This is a genomic window from Marinimicrobium sp. LS-A18 (assembly GCF_000463525.1).
GTDB lineage: Bacteria > Pseudomonadota > Gammaproteobacteria > Pseudomonadales > Cellvibrionaceae > Marinimicrobium > Marinimicrobium koreense.
Map to the genome: position 1 here is coordinate 232,820 of NZ_AWEP01000005.1, position 18,230 is coordinate 251,049.

General features: G+C 60.1%; 15 protein-coding genes. 6 read left to right on the forward strand and 9 right to left on the reverse strand.

All coding sequences use genetic code 11. The features are described 5' to 3' along the window. Positions 1-2: 2 nt before the first annotated feature. The 6 genes from N645_RS0108920 to purE all read right to left on the reverse strand — a co-directional run bounded on the left by N645_RS0108920 (position 3) and on the right by purE (position 6,468). Complete coding sequence (locus N645_RS0108920; RefSeq protein ID WP_024461164.1) at positions 3-1,679, reverse strand: bifunctional diguanylate cyclase/phosphodiesterase; 1,677 nt, start codon at positions 1,677-1,679, stop codon at positions 3-5. Positions 1,680-1,856: 177 nt separating this feature from the next. Next, the gene (locus tag N645_RS0108925) at positions 1,857-2,132 is read right to left on the reverse strand and encodes a helix-turn-helix domain-containing protein (protein WP_024461165.1); all 276 of its coding nucleotides are present in this window, start codon (positions 2,130-2,132) and stop codon (positions 1,857-1,859) included. Between the two features lie 177 nt (positions 2,133-2,309). Further along, positions 2,310-3,128, reverse strand: coding sequence for a zinc-dependent peptidase (locus N645_RS0108930; protein ID WP_024461166.1), 819 nt, complete (start codon positions 3,126-3,128; stop codon positions 2,310-2,312). Positions 3,129-3,174: 46 nt separating this feature from the next. Beyond that, positions 3,175-4,566, reverse strand: a complete 1,392-nt coding sequence (gene hemN / locus N645_RS0108935) for an oxygen-independent coproporphyrinogen III oxidase (protein WP_024461167.1) — start codon at positions 4,564-4,566, stop codon at positions 3,175-3,177. A gap of 322 nt (positions 4,567-4,888) precedes the next feature. After that, positions 4,889-5,953, reverse strand: coding sequence for a 5-(carboxyamino)imidazole ribonucleotide synthase (purK, locus tag N645_RS0108940; RefSeq protein WP_024461168.1), 1,065 nt, complete (start codon positions 5,951-5,953; stop codon positions 4,889-4,891). Positions 5,954-5,958: 5 nt separating this feature from the next. Beyond that, on the reverse strand, positions 5,959-6,468 hold the full coding sequence (purE, locus tag N645_RS0108945; protein ID WP_024461169.1) for a 5-(carboxyamino)imidazole ribonucleotide mutase: 510 nt from the start codon (positions 6,466-6,468) through the stop codon (positions 5,959-5,961). Positions 6,469-6,662: 194 nt separating this feature from the next. Between purE and senA the strand changes: the two genes are divergently transcribed. From senA to selD, 3 genes are all read left to right on the forward strand, one after another. Then, positions 6,663-8,000: a selenoneine synthase SenA gene (senA, locus tag N645_RS0108950; RefSeq protein WP_024461170.1), complete on the forward strand. Its 1,338-nt coding sequence runs from the start codon at positions 6,663-6,665 to the stop codon at positions 7,998-8,000. A 20-nt stretch (positions 8,001-8,020) separates the two neighbouring features. Beyond that, positions 8,021-8,767 carry a putative 4-mercaptohistidine N1-methyltransferase gene (locus N645_RS0108955; protein WP_024461171.1) on the forward strand — a complete coding sequence of 249 codons (747 nt, stop codon included), beginning with the start codon at positions 8,021-8,023 and terminating at the stop codon, positions 8,765-8,767. Positions 8,768-9,092: 325 nt separating this feature from the next. Beyond that, complete coding sequence (gene selD / locus N645_RS0108960; RefSeq protein WP_024461172.1) at positions 9,093-11,369, forward strand: selenide, water dikinase SelD; 2,277 nt, start codon at positions 9,093-9,095, stop codon at positions 11,367-11,369. Positions 11,370-11,492: 123 nt separating this feature from the next. On the opposite strand, the gene N645_RS0108965 is transcribed toward selD, so the two are convergent. The 3 genes from N645_RS0108965 to N645_RS0108975 form a co-directional block, all read right to left on the reverse strand. Next, positions 11,493-11,930: a hypothetical protein gene (locus N645_RS0108965; RefSeq protein WP_024461173.1), complete on the reverse strand. Its 438-nt coding sequence runs from the start codon at positions 11,928-11,930 to the stop codon at positions 11,493-11,495. 25 nt (positions 11,931-11,955) lie between these two features. Then, the gene (locus tag N645_RS16840) at positions 11,956-12,840 is read right to left on the reverse strand and encodes a hypothetical protein (RefSeq protein ID WP_024461174.1); all 885 of its coding nucleotides are present in this window, start codon (positions 12,838-12,840) and stop codon (positions 11,956-11,958) included. A gap of 476 nt (positions 12,841-13,316) precedes the next feature. After that, positions 13,317-13,859 (reverse strand): bacterioferritin, encoded by a 543-nt coding sequence (locus N645_RS0108975; protein ID WP_024461175.1) that lies wholly within the window; start codon positions 13,857-13,859, stop codon positions 13,317-13,319. 265 nt (positions 13,860-14,124) lie between these two features. Between N645_RS0108975 and N645_RS0108980 the strand changes: the two genes are divergently transcribed. From N645_RS0108980 to N645_RS0108990, 3 genes are read left to right on the forward strand one after another with little or no spacing between them, the layout of a single operon-like run. Then, on the forward strand, positions 14,125-15,405 hold the full coding sequence (locus N645_RS0108980; protein ID WP_024461176.1) for a cytochrome c: 1,281 nt from the start codon (positions 14,125-14,127) through the stop codon (positions 15,403-15,405). Between the two features lie 6 nt (positions 15,406-15,411). Continuing rightward, a complete protein-coding gene (locus N645_RS0108985) occupies positions 15,412-15,906 on the forward strand; it encodes a (2Fe-2S)-binding protein (protein WP_024461177.1) in 495 nt (164 codons plus the stop codon). Next, on the forward strand, positions 15,899-18,205 hold the full coding sequence (locus N645_RS0108990) for a molybdopterin cofactor-binding domain-containing protein (protein WP_024461178.1): 2,307 nt from the start codon (positions 15,899-15,901) through the stop codon (positions 18,203-18,205). Before N645_RS0108985 ends, N645_RS0108990 begins: the two co-directional genes overlap by 8 nt. Positions 18,206-18,230: the final 25 nt, after the last annotated feature.

Genomic DNA, 18,230 nt, shown 5'->3' on the forward strand with positions numbered 1-18,230 from the left:
CATCAGTCATACACCGGACGATAGTGCTCACACCAGGCAGCAAACTGCCGACCCGGTAAGGCGGGCGTAAAGAAAAACCCCTGCACCTGATCGCAACCCATCGACCGGAGCAGCCGGTACTGCTCGGCATTTTCAACCCCCTCGGCGGTGACCACCAGATCGAGGGCGTGCCCCATATCCACCAGGCTGGCCATAAGTTTGCGGGAGCGTTCCTGGCTCTCCAGAGGTTGAACAAACGCCCGGTCAATCTTGATCCCGGTGATCGGTAGGTGCTGCAGATACTCAAACGAGGCAAAGCCGGTACCGAAGTCATCGATACTGACTGAAAATCCCATGGCTCTGAGCCGCTCAATTGCAACTCGAGCCGCTTGCAAATTCTGAATCAGAGCGCTTTCGGTTACCTCGACTTCAATGTGCGCCGGCGCCACCCCCAGGCGACGGACCTGCTGCTCGAGATAAGCCGGCATGCGCTCATCCATCAGATTACGGGCAGAAAAATTGATGCTGACCGGGTGGGACTGCCAGGCCACAAATTCACAGGCCGCCCGACTGACAAATTCGGTCACCGGCGCAATCAAGGTCGTATCCTCCACCTTGGGCATAAACTGGCCGGGGGGAATCAATTGACGTTCGCTGTCACGCCAGCGGATCAGCGCTTCACTGCCCACCAGCGCACCGTCACGCAGACGTACCTTGGGCTGGTAGTGCAGCTCGAACTCGCCGCGTTCCAGCCCGCGCCGGACGTTGGAAATCAGAGTAATATGGGACAGCTTTTTCTTGGACAAGTCGGAATCGTAAGGGCAGTAGCTCACGCCTTTACGAATGGCCGAGAAGAGTGCAATCCTCGCTTCACTGATCAGCTCATCCGTCGCCGACCCCAGCCCCGATTTGAAAGCACTGCCCAGGACCAGCTGCACCCGGACCGGCACCGATTGAACGACCAGGTTATCTTCCCCGGCCTCGATGATGCGCCGGGCCATTGCCTGAAGTAACACCTCATCGGCCCCGGGCAACAGCACAATGAGCTCCGAAACACTGAACCGGTACACACTGGAGTCACCACCAACCAGGTGGCGCAGACGCTCGCCCACGAGCCCCGCCAGCTCATCCGACGCATCCGCCCCCATGGCCTCCAGCACGTCGGTAATGTCGGTCAGGCGAACAATGATCAGCCCAACGGGTGCCTCTCGCCACCCCTCACTGTTCTTCCAGGCGTGAAGATCCTGATCAAGGGCCACCTGATTGGGCAGGCCCGAGCGAGGATCGGTGCGCACCAGCGCCTCCCGTTCGCGATAGGCGCCCCGCAGGCTTTGAAACAGGCCGCCGGCGACGCCGCCCAGCAAAAGGTACAGCCCCATGCGCAGCAGCCAGTTGACCGGCTCCTGCATCACCGCCTGCTCCACATTCAGCGGCATCACCGCCATCAGGGAGCTGGCCAGAAGCGCAGAGAAAAGTCCGCCGGCGAGCCCGTACCAGGCCGAGGCGAACAAAACAGGGATCAACATCAGGTAGGGGTAGGCGTACGCGGTACCGCCGGTCTGATAGACCGTCAAAGTCCCGAGCGCCAGCAGCGCCAGGATAAAAAGAAGACAATATAAATGACGTATGGCCTGCGGACCGGCCAGAATATTGACCGTCGCCAGATGGCTGCGCTTCCGTAAACCCTCTGCAATATCCATTCTCTCCCCTCCCAAGTCCGCCCCCTGGCGGGAGACGGATGACCATCCACTACAAGCTTAGAACAAAAAAGCGTTATGAGATTTCTGGCCGCATAAAAGCCGAACGAGTGGGCCATTCAAGGGAGAGTGTAGTATCTACTATTCAGATATACAAATAGGGAGAGAAGCCCCGGTCAGCTACTCCTCTTCATCCACCGGGGCCAGGTCGTGCCTTGCCAGGTGTGCTTCAAAGCGGCGTATCAAGGTGCGCAGACTGACCCCGAACACCCGACACAAGTCCAGTAGCTGGATCAGGTCGAGGCGACGAACACCGCGCTCCACATCACTTATGAAAGACTGAGGTCGACCCAGTGCCTGTGAACATTGTGTCTGTGTCAAGCCAGCCTCAGAGCGCAATTCTCTCAGCACTTCCAGCAACACTTTTGTTTCCGTTCTGTACAGCGATTTAGACATGGTTTCCTACCAAACTCGTGAGCAAGACTGCAATTTATCGTCACAGAGCTGATATCTGATTAATAGATACAAATCAGATGAAACTTTTAGCCATTCAAAACCCGACTACTGTTAACTGTAGCAGTTATAACGGAAAGCAGACGTCAAAATATTGTCAGAAAACGGAGGCTCGACGGGTCAGCGGACCCACAGAAAAGGGTCCAGATGGAACAACTGTTTTAACTCACGGTACACCAGGGGATAGGCGTAATACAAAGTCTCCGGACGCACGAAAAATGTTTCGCAGACCACCGAGAAAAATTCTTCCGGATTGGTTGCGGCGTATGAATCAATCATTTGCGCCGATTCAGAATTCGACTGACTCACATCATCGAAGGCCGCGGACATGATGTCAGCCCATCGCTGAACACTCTGGGGATCGCGCAACGGTGGCGTACCGTCCATCACGCCGTCGTAACCATCCAACTGATGGGCGTATTCGTGAATCACCAGGCAGTGACTGTCTTCGCCGCGCAGGTCCTGCTCAATGTCCGCCCAGGAGAGCACCACTTTGCCCTGCTCCCAGGACTCCCCCAGCAGCTCCTGACGCTCATAGGCGACCAACCCCAATTCATCAGCCACCTCACCCTCGCGCACGAATGCCTCGGGATACAGCAGCACCACCGGAAACCCCGACCATTGCATGCGACCTTCACCGGCATTCATCAACGCCGCCTGAGCGAGGGTCAGCACGCGCATAGGCTCAGTCACGGTAAGGCCATTACAGCCGTAAAAACGGGTATGGGCGAGCATCACCTGCAACTGACGATGCAGGTTGAGGCGCACCGGCTCGGGAAGGTAGGGGTACAACCACCAGCGGTCCTGCAGCCACTGCTGCCAACTGGCCGGCAGGGGTTGCTCGGCCAGTGCACGGCTATGTCGATAGCGACGAATCGGGGCGTACACCAGCGCCGCCACCAGAACCCCGGTGAGTAAAAACAGCCAGAACAGTGCCACCACACGCCTCCCGATCAGTACTGGGAAGCATTGTACACGGATTGGCTCAGATCACTTTCGAATAGCGAATCTGGTTGCCAGTATCCAGGTATTGATCGAAGACCATGCACACGCGACGAATCAAAAGCCGCCCCTTGTTCAGCACGGTAATACCAGCCGGGGTAACCTCGATCAATCCGTCTTCCACCATGGGCGCCAACTGGGCCAGTTCATCCCGAAAATACTGATTGGGGTTGATGCCAAAGCGTTCGTAGAGTTGGCCAAAGCTGAGCTTGAAGTGACAGATCAACTGGTTGATCACCGCGCGGCGCAAATGATCTTCGGGCTGCAGGCGCACGCCTTTGATCAACGCGGGGCGCCCTTCATCGATGCGCGTCTGATACTCCTCAACTTTCTTGGCATTCTGGATGTAGGTGCTACCGTAATAACTGATCGCCGACACGCCAAAGGCGATCAGATCACACTCGGCGTGAGTCGAGTAACCCTGAAAGTTGCGTTGCAGTCGGCCTTCCTGCTGCGCCTTGACCAGGCTGTCGTCCGGCTTGGCGAAGTGATCCATGCCGATATACACATAACCCGCCGCCTGCAGACGCTCAATGGCTTCGTGCAGAATGGCGAGTTTGTCCTGAGGCGATGGCAGATCCGATTCGTGAATCAAGCGCTGGCTTTTGAACAGGTGCGGCAAGTGGGCATAGTTGAACAGCGACAACCGATCCGGGCCCAGGTCAATCACCTGATCCAGGGTTTCTTTCACACTGGCACGGGTCTGCAGCGGCAGGCCGTAAATCAGATCCATGCTGATGGACTGATAACCTTGATCCCGCGCCACATTCACCAGCTCGCGTACCTGCTCGACACTGTTATAACGGTTGACCGCACGCTGCACCTCGGGATTGAAATCCTGCACCCCCATGCTGACCCGGTTGAACCCCAGCTGACGCATGTGAACCAGTTTGCCCACCGACATTCGCCCCGGGTGTACCTCCACGGAGTACTCCCCTTCGTCGTTATCCAGCAGTTGGAAATGCCGGCGGGTTGCATCCATCAACCAGGTCATCTCGTCTTCACTGATGTAGGTCGGTGTGCCACCGCCCCAGTGCAACTGGCTGACCGGGCGATCGGTATCGAACACCTCGGCCTGCAGGGCCATCTCCCGATCCACACGCTCCAGGTAGGGCATGGCGCGGCTGCGCTTGTGGGTCACGATTTTGTTGCAGGCGCAGTAAAAGCAGAGGGTGTCGCAGAAGGGAATATGAAAGTACAGAGACAGAGGCTTGCCGCTGCGATTGCTGCGCTCCACGGCCTCGAGCCATTGCTGGCGGGAGAAGTCGTCCCGGAACTGCGGCGCGGTGGGATAAGACGTGTAGCGCGGTCCGCTCAGGTCGTAGCGGTCGATGACGGACTGATCCCAGGCGAGAGGCTCTTGGTATAAGGACATGGTGTGGCTCGGTTTGTTGACGTGGGCGTTAGTCTAGGGCGGCGGGAACGACGTTGCGTTGACCTTGGTCAAGCCGGTGTCATTACGTCACCCCCGGCTACGGCGGATGCGGCCTTTGGCCTTATCCGCCCTACGCGAACCACGGCAGGCTGTGTAGGGCGGATAAGGGCGAAGCCCGCATCCGCCGTAACCAACACACAACCCCGCCGCTCCCATACCCCCAATCTACTGCCCAAGGACCGGCCAAACCATACCGCTCTTGGGGTATACCATTGATTCATTGGTGGATAAGGCCCGAAAGGCCGTCATCCACCATCACGCTTTATAACTGCGCCAAGGCCCAATCAAACACACACTGATCCTCGGCATCCACCTGCCCCTGCATCTGTTTGAGGCTGTCCATCAAGGCCTCCACATTGGGCCGGTGCAGATTCACATGCCCCACCTTGCGCCCGGGGCGAATTTCCTTCGCGTACCAATGCACATGGGTACCGGTCACCCCGAGCCACTCGGTGCGCCAATCCCGCCCGAGCAGGTTGTACATCATGGTCACGCCATAGACCTCCGGGGTGATCAGCGGCAGGTCAGCCACCGCGCGCAGGTGCAGCTCAAACTGGCTGATATCCGCCCCCGCCTGAGTCCAGTGGCCGGAGTTGTGGACCCGGGGTGCCAGTTCATTGACCAACAGGTGCCCCTCTTCCACAAAGCACTCCATGGCCATCACACCGACATAGCCCTGATCATCCATAATACGACCGAGCCATTCCTCGGCCAGTTGCTGCTGCTCGGCGGGCACGTCCAGATTGCCCACGCTCGCCCGCAATATGCCGCTCTCGTGCCAATTACGGGTGAGCGGATAGAAAACCTTCTCGCCGGCACGATTGCGCGCGCCCACCAGAGAAACCTCGTGACTGAAGGGAATCATCGCCTCGGCGATACACTCATTGGCCCACTCGGCCAGCACCGGCTCGCCCGGCTGCCAGCGCCATTGGCCACGACCGTCGTAGCCCCCGCGGCGGCGCTTGATCACCGCCGGGCGGCCAAGGTCATCGAGCTGTGCGGCAATGCCCGCCTCGTCCCCCAGGGACACCCAGGGGGCGGTCGGTACATTGAGCCGATCCAGCAGGCTTTTCTGCCGCTCCCGGTCGATCACCGAGTGCAGCGCCGTGGCGTTGAGAAAATTCGGGTGTTCTTTCAGTTGCACACCGCGCGGAGAGTCCGGCCAGTGCTCCAGCTCGACGGTAATCACATCGCTGTCGCGTAGCTCCAGCCGGTCATCACTGGCGGGATTGACCGGCATCACCTCGATCTGCATGGGCGCGGCGGCCTGCTGCAGCATCTGGCCCAACTGGCCGTTACCGGCCACGATAATACGCGGAACACTCATGAGGCTTATTCGCTCCTCGGATCGGGATTGTCCAGTACGGTCTGCGACTGCTGCTGGCGCCAGGCGGCGATCCGTCCGGCCAGTTCGGCATCGTCGGTGGCCAGAATCTGGGCCGCCATCAGGCCGGCATTGAAGGCACCGGCACCACCGATGGCCAGAGTACCCACGGCAACGCCCCGGGGCATCTGCACGATGGACAGCAGGCTGTCCTGGCCACTAAGGGCCTTGCTCTGCACCGGTACGCCCAGCACCGGCAGAATGGTTTTGGCGGCAATCATCCCCGGCAGGTGGGCGGCGCCGCCGGCACCGGCCACAATCACCTTGTAGCCCTGGTCTGCCGCAGTTTCGGCAAACTGGAACATTTTGTCCGGAGTGCGGTGAGCCGACACCACCTCGGCGTGGTAAGCCACCCCGAGGGTATCCAGAATCTGGGCCGCTTCGGCCATGGTGGGCCAGTCGGACTTTGACCCCATTACAATGGCCACTTTCGTTGCTGCCGCCACATTGCCTGCCATAGTGATCTCCAATAAACACTGCCGGACGGTGGTCAAGCCACCCCCGGCCAGAGGCCCCGGCACAGACCGGGAAATGGAAAAAGGGCGGGATTATAGCAAGGGATCCCCGAAATTGCCTGTTTTTCCGCCCAACGGGGCGCCTATTCAGGCAATGTGTTATCGTCTTCCGGTCATGCCATTTTGAGGAGTTCGCGATGGACGACCGAGACAGTCTGCTGCAGGCGCTGGACGACACCCATCATCGGATGCACGAATTGGTGGAAGCCCTGGGCGATGACCGCCTTCAGGTGCCCTACCACCCCGGCGTCAATCCGCCGCTGTGGGAGTTCGGTCATTGCGCCTTCTTTTACGAAGTCTTTGTGCGCAAGGCGCTGGACGGCGTGGCCTCCTACGACCCCTCAATGGACGAAATCTGGGACTCCTTCCACCTGGACCACGAAGACCGCTGGCGGGCCGACCTGTTTCCCGGCAAGGCGGACACCCTGCGCTACGTGGACGTCATTCACCAGGCCATGCGCCAGCGTATCCTGGAGCAGCCCCTCACGGATCAGGTCCACTACCTGACCAAATACGCCATCTTCCACCAGAACATGCACCTGGAGTCAATGATCTGGTGCCGCCAGACCGAGGGTTACCCGGTGCCGCCGGGCAGCCGCCCCGAACTGACCGCGAGCGCTGATCCCGCAGTTCTGGGCGATGCGGACATCCCCGCCGGGCGCTACACCATCGGTATGCCGGCCCACTCCCCCGAGTACGCCCGGCGCGATTTTGCCTTCGATAATGAAAAGCCCGGCTTTGACGTGGACGTCCCGGCCTTTCGTATTGCCCGAACCCTGGTCAGCAACGGCGACTTCCGGCGCTTTGTGGAGGACGGCGGCTACCAGCGGCCCGAGCTCTGGACCCAAGGCGGGCGCAAATGGCTGGCTACCGAACAGGACCTGAATTTCGGCAGCGGCGAACCCCAGCGTGGCACCCCAGCCCACCCCTATTATTGGCGCAAGACTGAAAACCGCTGGGAAGAGCGGCATTTCGATCAATGGCGCCCCCTCCACGACGACTACCCGGTCAAGCATGTGACCTACTGGGAGGCCGAGGCCTACTGCCGCTGGGCAGGCCGTCGCCTGCCCACAGAAGTCGAATGGGAAGTGGCCGCCCTGGGCAACCGTCCCGGCGAGCCGCATCGGCGCTACCCCTGGGGGGATACGCTGGATTCAAGCCGGGTGGATATGGACGGTACCGGTCTGGCCAGCCAGCCAGTCACCGCCCTGCCCGGGGGTGACAGCCCCTTCGGCTGCCGCCAGATGCTGGGCACTCTCTGGGAGTGGACCAGCGACCAGTTTTTCCCCTATGACGGCTTTGCCATCGATATGTACCCTTTCATGTCCACCCTGCAGTTTGGCGACCACAAGGTCACCAAAGGCGGCTCCTGCGGCACCTCATCGCGGTTGATCCGGGGCAGCTACCGCCAGGCCTACCTGCCCAATCGACACGATGTGTTTGTGGGCTTTCGCACCTGCGCCCTCGACAACTAATCCATAACCGACCAGAGCCCATGACCAACAAGAACCCCTACGAAACCGACGAACTGCTCGGCCAATACCTGGATTTCCACTACGGCCCCAGTCACTTTGACGTACCCAACTACCCGAAGGCCTGTATCGAGCAGGCCCTGGCCCACCACACCGGCACAACCGCGCGGGCACTGGACCTGGGCTGCGCCGTGGGCCGCAGCAGCTTTGAACTGGCCCGTCGGTTCGACGAGGTCATCGGCATCGACCTGTCCCGACGCTTTATCGACAGCGCCACCCGATTGGCCGAGCAGGGCCAGATTCAATATCAGGTCACCCTCGAGGGCGAGCTTATCGAACGCCGAACGGCGGATCTCGCAGCGCTGGAACTGAGCAACACCGCCGGGCGCACCCGCTTTCAGGTCGGCGATGCCTGCGCACTGGATGACACCCTGGGCCGCTTCGATCTGATCTTCGCCGGCAACCTGATCGATCGTCTGCCCGATCCGGCCGCGTTTCTGGCGCAATTGCCCGCACTGATCCAACCCGGCGGCCTGCTGATGATCACCTCCCCCTATACCCTGCTACCGGAGTTCACCCCTCGGGAACGCTGGATCGGCGGGCTCGAAAAAAAAGGGCAACCGGTCCGCATGCTCGACGGCCTGCGCCACCACCTGGAGCCGGACTTTGCGCTGCTGGAACCCACCCGGGATATCCCCTTTGTGATCCGGGAAACCGCCCGCAAGTACCAGCATACTGTGGCCGAAGCAAGCCTGTGGAGAAGAAGTTGAGCGCTCTCAGTCGACCGATACACCTGCCCCTAAAGTCACGCTTGAGAGGCAACTACTAAGGATTTCTCAGTCGTTCGCCAACAGGGGCGAAGCAGGTCTGGTACCGGATCAAAAAGAGCTACCGTTCCAGGCGGTGACCCTGACTACCGCGCTTGCTGTCGGATTACGCCTGCGGCTGATCCGACCTACGGGAAGTCTCGCAGCGAGCGCCAAGTAGGTCGAATTAGCGAAGCGTAATCCGACACCCGCACCGTAGATGAGCGAACACTCAGCATAGTGTATGCTGGAAGTCTTTGACCCCGTTGCAGCGAACCGAGGCCCGCTCATGCATCAACCCGAACAACCCATCCTGCGCGATATCGTGTTAATTGGTGGTGGCCACAGCCATGTGGGGGTACTCAAACGCTTCGCCATGAAACCCGAGCCCGGGGTGCGGCTGACGGTGATCTGCCGGGATACGCACACGCCCTACTCCGGCATGCTGCCCGGCTATATTGCCGGACACTACAGCTACGATGAAGTGCACATTGATCTGCGCCGGTTGGCGGAGTTTGCCGGCGCGCGGTTTTTCAGTGATGAAGCGGTCAATATTGATCGGGCCAATCAGAAAGTCATCTGCCGCGGTCGGCCGCCGGTGCCCTACGATCTGCTCTCCATCAATATCGGCTCCACCCCTCAGGTCAGCCGGGTGCCCGGCGCGGAGCAGCACGCGGTACCGGTCAAACCCATCTATCAGTTCAATGACCGCTGGCAGCAATTGCTCGACCGGGTGATCCATCATTCCGGCACCACCCGGGTGGCTGTGGTGGGCGGTGGCGCGGGCGGCGTGGAGCTGGTGCTTGCCATGCAATATCGCCTGACCCGGGAGCTTCAGGCCATGGGGCGCAACCCTGAAGAACTGGTATTCGACCTTTACACCCGCGATGAAAAAATTCTGCCCACTCACAACCAGAAGGTGCGCAATCACTTTCATCAGGCCCTGGCGATGGGCGAGATCAACCTCTACACCAACGCCGAAGTGACCGCCGTGGATGCGGGGCGACTGCACACCGAAGACGGTTACTGGCACGAGGCGGACGAGGTGGTCTGGGTGACCAGTGCCGGCGGTGCCCCCTGGCTGAAGGAGACCGGTCTGGAACTGGACGACAACGGCTTTATGCAGGTGCGCGACACGCTGCAATCCATGAATGACCCCAAGATTTTTGCCGCCGGGGATATCGCCACCCAGGTGAATCATCCCCGCGAGAAAGCCGGCGTGTTTGCCGTGCGCCAGGGACGCCCGCTGGCGGATAACCTGCGCCGGGCCGTGCTGGGTCAACCACTCAAGCCCTATCGTCCCCAGAAAAAATGGCTGGCTCTGATCAGCACCGGCAACCAGCACGCAGTCGCGTCCCGCGGTGGTTTTTACGCGGCGGGCGATTGGGTATGGCGTTGGAAGGATTCGATTGACCGGCGCTTCATGGCCAAGTTCAACGAACTGCCGCCGATAGACGAGCAGGCCATGGCACCGACCAAGCCGAGCCGCGTGCCACTGGAAAAAGACGAACAGGACCAGGCCATCTCCGCCATCGCCATGCGCTGCGGCGGCTGCGGAGCCAAGGTGGGGGCGACGGTGCTGTCCCGCGCCCTCTCCACCCTCAAGCCCGTGGAGCGGGACGAAGTGCTGGTGGGCCTGCACGCGCCGGACGATGCCGCTGTGGTGAAAATTCCCGCCGGCAAAGCGGCGGTCCACACCATCGATTTTTTCCGCGCCTTTGTTGACGACCCCTATGTGTTCGGCAAAATTGCCGCCAATCACGCCCTGGGGGATGTGTTCGCCATGGGCGCCGAAGCTCAGACCGCCACCGCGGTGGCCACAGTGCCTCAGGGGCTGGAATCGAAAGTGGAAGACACGGTGTACCAGATGATGACCGGCGCGCTGGAGGTGTTGAACGATGCCAACTGTACCTTGGTGGGCGGTCACACCGGCGAGGGCAAAGAGCTGGCACTGGGTTTTGCGGTCAACGGACTGATTGATGAAAACGACACGGCGCTGACCAAAGGTGGCCTGCAGCCGGGACAAGTGCTGTTGCTCACCAAACCCATCGGCACCGGCACCCTGTTTGCGGCCCTGCCGCAACTGAAAATCAAAGGCCGCTGGATCGACGCGGCGCTCGCCAGCATGTGCGTTTCCAACCGACTGGCGGCCCAATGCCTGCGCGAATATGGATCAACGGCCTGCACCGATCTGACCGGCTTCGGCCTGCTCGGCCACCTGGTGGAAATGACCCGCGCCTCGGGCGTGGACGCCGAACTGAAGTTGGAAGTACTGCCGCTGCTGGAAGGCGCCGAAGAGACCGTCGCCGCTGGCGTACTCAGCTCCCTGCAACCGGCCAACGTCCGCCTGCGCCGCGCCATCAAGGATCAGGACCGGTGGGTCGACCATCCCCGTTACCCGCTGCTGTTTGACCCCCAGACCGCCGGCGGCCTGCTCGCCTCGGTGCCTGCCGACCAGGCCGACGCCTGTGTGGCGGCGCTACATTCTCTGGGCTACCCTCACACCCGGATCATCGGGCGGATCCTGCCCGAAGGCGATACGCTGGAGCCGATTCATTTGCGGTAGTCGTCGAGTAGCGGTTCGACTCGGCACGGACCGTAGGGTGGATCGGTCCGACGTATCGGAGGCCTAAGGCCGCCATCCACCATTCTAGGCCCGGCCTGCAGAGCATACAGGGGGGGGCGTACATCACTCTGTACGGCACTCTGGTGGCGCTATTTTTCCGTCCACGACGGGGATGACACATTCGATTCGCTCCTTACCGCCACGTTGGTGAAAGTATTCAAGCACCAAGGTGGCGCCCTTGCTGTTTACTCCCATTGATTCAACAAAAACCCCTGCTGACTCGGCGAAGTTCAGCGTTTCCCCGTTCAGGGTGACAGAGGTGAGCTCTCGCCGGTCCACCCCTTTTGGTTCATCCGGCTCAATCAGCTCCAACTCAAAGCGAGGCTCAAGCTCCATGTTGTGTTTTATCAGCCGTAGCAAATACTCTTCCACCCGGTAGGTTTCCACCTGGTCAATGGAAAGCGGGAGAAAGGCCTGATCGGCGTTGGACTTCTCCGCTACGCTGCAAGATAAGAGAAATAATGCCGGTATCAGAAAAAGCAATGGCTTAAGGTTATTCATCATACACCTGAGTGAAAACGTAGGGTTATTGGGGAGCGGTACAGTTCACAAACGACACTCGGCGTTGAAACCGGTCGGACGGAACACCAGGCCACCGAGAAGAATCTTTAATATGTCCAGAAAAAGCTGCCAAATTGTTATCAGCGATGCTTTTTTGCAGAAACCGCCGGGAGGCTCCGGTATAGTCACCACGAAATTTGAGATCAATGGTGACGTCACGAATTACGGCATTTAACGAGTTCCAGTCCGTCTCACCATATAGTTTTACAACATCCTGCTTTGCGCAGATTCGCTGCACTTCGGCCGCCTCGGCCTGATAACTCACATTAAAAATCGCCTTTTGTTGCTCAGGGGTTACCTGAAAGTCCAGAAGGTCGTTATCAATAATAAACTCTTCTGCACCCCTCCCAGACAGGCCTGAGGCCCGAGCAAAGACCGCAGCATCACTCCCGGCTACGCCACAACCAACCAGGTCGCGGGTAATTTGGCGAGCTGACTTTCGGCGGCAATCGTAACCACGACCAATGGTAAGGCCGGATGATGCTGAGGGGACATGCAATTTTCGGCTGTGGAATGGACCGCCCTCGTTTCCCTCTGCGCTCCAGGTGAGCAACCCCTTGCTCGGTGGCGAGACGGCCAGAGGTTTGAAACAATCAGACAGAATCTGATTGAGCCCCCTTATTGTCCGCCCATTCGGATCAACGCGAGAATCCACCAACCGTCCGAGCTTCAGATAATCCGATTGAAAGTGAGCTATTTGCTGCTCCAATGACTCGGAGCTGAGCCCATTGATCCTGACTTCTGTGCGATTCACCACGCGACAGTACACGTTAATCAAGGCTTGAACCGTCTTGACATCCCGGCTGAGATTTCGACCAAACTTACCAACGGACGCGTTAATTCGATACACTTGAATCTCCTTTTCAATCACGGTTAGTGATAATTGCGCTGAGGTTCGAAGTATCTATTGATCGGCTTGGCACAGCAAGAGGGGATTTGTGACGCTTATCACATTACATCCGTTGGCTACGCAAAATCCTGATTATCCGGCTGGGCGTACTGATTGGCAGCGACTCAGTCGCCGATAAGGCTCGAGTTTTTAAAGTCGCGGAATCTGCTCGTCCATGCTGGCACCAATAAGCAGGAACACCGCTCGGGTTATGGCGTTTACCCAAATACCGCTTTTCCATTGCTGACTTCATCCTAGGCTTTAGCCGAAGACGCGGTACGGGAAGTTGGGTTACGGCGGATGCGGCCTTTGCCTTATGCCGCCCTACGCGGGTGTTGTGGCATACGCAGGGTTGTGGCGGATGCGGCCTTCGGCCTTATGCCGCCCTACGCGGGTGTTGTGGCATGCGTCGGGCCGATCCACCGTTATTTGCAAGGTTACTTGCCGTCGAGGCCTTCCAGCAGGCCGGCCATGTCGTCGGCGTGCTCTTCTTCCTGGGCGAGGATGTCTTCAATGATGCGGCGGGAGGTGGGGTCCTGGTCGCCGAGGTAGGCGGCGATTTCCCGGTAGCTGTCGATAGCGATGCGTTCGGCCACCAGGTCTTCCACGACCATTTCCCGCAGGGTATCGCCTTCCACAAATTCCGCGTGTGAGCGGGTCTGCAGCCCTTCCGGGGAAAAGTTAGGCTTGCCGCCCAGTTGCACGATGCGCTCGGCGAGCCAGTCAGCGTGCTGCTCTTCCTGCTGGGCGTGCTCCAGAAACTCCTGGGCCGCCACTTCGGCGTTGATGCCCTCGGCGCGATAGTAGTGGCTCTTGTAGCGCAGGGTGCAGACGATCTCGGTGGCCAGGGCCTCGTTGAGAATCTTTATCACATTGTCCCGGTTGGCCTTGTAGCCCTCGGTGACAGCCCCCTGCTCAATGTGCTTCCTGGCGCGTTCGCGCAGGGTTTTCACATCGGTCAGAAACGGTTGATCGGTCATAACTACCTCTCTTTCAGAATGGATAGGTTCAGCATAGCAGCTCGGTCAAGCCGGCGTTTCCGAACCACCTACCCTTCCTACGACAATGTCGACCCGGCAGACGTGCCCTGATCGCTGGGGCGCGCAAATCCGTACCCATGGTCTACACTGAAACGATAACAAGCAGTACCGGTAATACCGTGGTTTCCAGACCTGTCCTCAGCGATACCCCTGCCGCGACTGGCGCTCCCTGCGCAGAGCGGTAGGCCAACGAAGGAGATGCAAGGTGATCAAACGCATAGCGGTCGGCATTGTCGGCTTAATCATCCTGGGTTTTATTGTTCTGTTATTGCTCGCTTGGGAGGGCAGTATCGAGCCCCAGTCGCCGCCCTCGGCGGATAGCTTCTCGCAGGAGCAGATTGACCGGGGCCAGGTCATGGCGGGCATCGGCAACTGCCAGAGCTGTCACACCACCGACCCCGATCAGCCCTATGCGGGCGGCCTCGCCTTTGAGACGGAGTTCGGCACCCTCTATTCCACCAATATCACCCCCGACCCGGACACCGGGATCGGCCAGTGGTCCCAGGAGGCGTTCAATCGGGCCATGCGCGAAGGGGTCTCCCGGGATGGATCGCACCTGTTCCCCGCCTTTCCTTATACCCACTTTGCCAATGTCAGCGACGGGGATCTGGAAGACCTCTACGCCTACATGATGACCCGCGAGGCCATCAACGCGGAGCCGCCGGAAAACACCCTGCGCTTCCCGTTCAGCATTCGTATGCTGCAGGCGGGCTGGAAGCTGCTCTACTTCGACGGCACGACGCTCGAAGAGAATGCCAGCCGCGGAGAGTACCTGGCCGAAGGCCTGGGGCACTGCTCCGCCTGCCATACGCCCCGCAATTCTGTTGGCGCAGCGGCCGACGGGCAAGACTACGACGGAGCCTTGGTAAACGGCTGGTTCGCGCCGGCGCTGAGCGACAACCACAGCACCCCGGTCGGCTGGACTGAAGACGAACTGTTCCTGTATCTGCGCAACGGCGTATCCATCTATCACGGGGTCGCCGCCGGCTCCATGGCCGATGTGGTGCATCAGGGGCTGGTTGAGGCCAGCGATGACGATATTCGGGCCCTGGCCCGCTATTTCCATACGATTGCCGGTGGCAGCGACGCGGCCCAGGCGGGCAGCCAGGCCGCCCGGGCGATTCGCACCGCCCAGGAGCGCAGCGCCGGCACCCTGAGCCGAGGGGAGGAGCTGTTCACCTACGGCTGTGCCAGTTGTCACTACAACAACCCGGATGAGCCCAGCATCATGCGCCCGGACATGAGCCTGAACAGCGCCGTGACCGCCGATGACCCGACCAACCTGATCCGCTTCACGCTGGAAGGCATCTCCGACGAGGCCGGTATTCAGGGCGTCGTGATGCCGGGCTACACGGACTGGAGCAATGACGATCTGGTGGCCCTGTTCACATTCCTGCGCGACACCCACACCGATCGCCCCACCTGGGACAATCTCGAACAACGTATTCAAGCGCTGCGCGATAACGCCGGCAACGGGAAGGAGTAACAGACCATGAGCACCACATTCACCCTCAATGGGCAAAAGGTCACTCTGGAGGTGACCGACGACACCCCGCTGCTCTGGGGCATTCGCGATGACGCCGGCATGACCGGCACCAAGTTCGGCTGCGGCATCGGCCTGTGCGGGGCCTGCACCGTGCTGGTCAACGGCCGGGCCACCCGCTCCTGCATTACGCCGGTCAGTCAGGTGGCCGGGGCCGAGGTCACCACCATCGAGGGGCTGGACGAGAACGGCCAGCACCCTCTGCAGAAAGCCTGGGTGGAAACCCAGACGCCGCAATGCGGCTACTGCCAGTCTGGCCAGATCATGCAGGCCGCGGCCATGCTCAAGGATTTTCCCAACCCCACCGATGAGCAGATCGACCAGGTGATGAGCGGCAACCTGTGCCGCTGCATGGCCTATGTGCGCATTCGGGAAGCCATCAAAATCGCCGCCACCGAAATGCGCGGCGGTGTCCAGATCCAGGAGGGTGCCTCCAATGAATAAGCTATTTCGCTCCTTGCTCAACCCCGATGTGGGCGCGGTCAATCACGGCCCCAGCCTGAGCCGCCGCGGCTTTCTGATCGGCGCCGCCGGTGCCGGCATCACCCTCGCCTTTTACCGCCCCGGGTTGAGTTTTGCCCAGCCGGAAGAGGTGATTGAAAACCAGACCTTTGAGCCGACCATCTGGTACCAGATCGAAAATGACGGGCGCATCATCGTCAATATTGCCGAGGCCGAAATGGGCCAGCATGTGGGCACCGCCCTGGCCCGCATTGTCGCGGACGAACTGGAAGCGGACTGGTCCAAGGTCGAGCTGCACCATGTCGACAGCGATCCCAAATGGGGCCTGATGGTCACCGGTGGCAGTTGGTCGGTGTGGCAGAACTTCATGCCCCTCAGTCGCGCCGGTGCCGCCGGTCGGCAAGTGTTAATTGAAGAAGGCGCCAAACTGCTCGGCGTCAACGCCAGCCAGTGCCGCGCGCGCAACAGCGAAGTGATCGCGGGCAACCGCTCCATCAGCTACGCCGAGATCGTTCAACGTGGCAACATGTCCCGCTCCTTCAGCGAAGACGAACTGGAAAAAATCCAGGTCAAAAAACCCGAAGACCGCCGCCTGATCGGTCAGGAAGCCCAGGCGCTGGATATCCCCGATAAAACCGATGGTTCCAGTGTGTACGGCATCGATGCCAACGTCGAAAACATGGTGTACGGTCGGCCTCTGATTCCGCCCACCCGCTACGGTGCGAAGATCAACAGCATCGATGACAGCGAGGCGAAAAACGTCGAGGGTTACCTGCAGACCATTCAACTGAATGACCCGACCGACACCGTGCCCGGTTGGGCGGTGGTCATTGCCACCTCGTTTTACGCGGCGAGCAAAGCGGCCAGTAAAATCAAAGTGGACTGGACGCCGGGGGAAACCGCCAACGTCAGCGAGCAGGATATTCTCGATCGCGGCTTGGAATTGATTGAGAAAGGCGATGGCGGTGCACTGGTGGTGAATGAAGAAGGCGTGGACGAGGCCTTCAGCAACGCCGATTCGGTGCTGGAAGAAGATTACATCGCCCACACCGTGTTGCACTTTCAACTGGAGCCGGTCAATGCCCTCGCCTATCAGAAAGACGGTATCTGGGAAATTCACACCGGCAACCAGTGGCAGTCCCTGATTCTGCCGACGCTGGCCAACGCGCTGGATGTACCGGAAAACAAAGTCATCATGCGTACCTATATGCTCGGCGGTGGTTTTGGTCGCCGGCTCAATGGCGACTACGCGGTGCCCGCCGCTCTGGCCTCAAAAGCGCTGAACCGCCCGGTGAAACTGGTATTCACCCGGGAAGACGACGCGCGCTTTGACTCGGTGCGCTCCCCCGCCTACCAGCGGGTACGCATGGCCTTTGATGCCGAGGGCAACCCCACCGGCATGGAGCACCACGCCACCGCCGGCTGGCCCACACAGGTGATGGTGCCGGGCTTTATGCCCGCGGCCACCAACGGTGAGAAGTACGACCCCTTCGCCATTCAGGGCGCCGCTCACTGGTATTCGGTGGGGGCGCATCGGTTGCGGGCCATTTCCAACGACCTGGCCAATAAAACCTTCCGCCCCGGCTGGCTGCGCTCGGTGGGCTCGGGCTGGGTGAACTGGGCCTTGGAATCCTTTATGGACCAGGCGGCCCGCAAGGCCGGGAAAGACCCGATTGAGTTCCGTCTGGCCCTGCTGAAAGCGGAAGGCAAAAACGCCGGCGAAGCCCCCAACTCGGTGGGCGGCGCCAGCCGTCAGGCGAATGTGCTGCGCCGGGTACGGGAAATTTCCGAGTGGGGTCAGGAGATGCCGGCGGATACCGGCCTCGGTGTGGCCACCACTTACGGCCAGGAGCGCAATATGCCAACCTGGACGGCCTGTGTCGCCAAGGTGCATGTGGATCGCAACACTGGCAAGGTAACGCTGCAGAAGCTGACGCTGGTGACCGATGCTGGCACGGTGGTGCATCCGGACGGCGCCCGGGCGCAGGTGGAAGGCGCGGCTTTGTGGGGTGCCAGTATGGCGCTGCATGAGGGTACGGTGTTTGAGAAGGGTGAGGTGAAGGATCAGAACCTGAATACTTATTCACCGATGCGGATTCGCGATGTGCCGGAGATTGAGATGGAGTTTGTGGACAGTACGGAGTTGTCGGTAGGCTTGGGTGAGCCGGCAACCACGGTGGTCGGTCCGGCGATTGGCAACGCGATTTTCGCGGCGGTCGGGGTACGGATGACGGAGATTCCGATTCGGCGCGAAGCGGTGTTGGCGGCTTTGAAAGCTTGAGACTTTTGTTGGCTGTGGAACGACC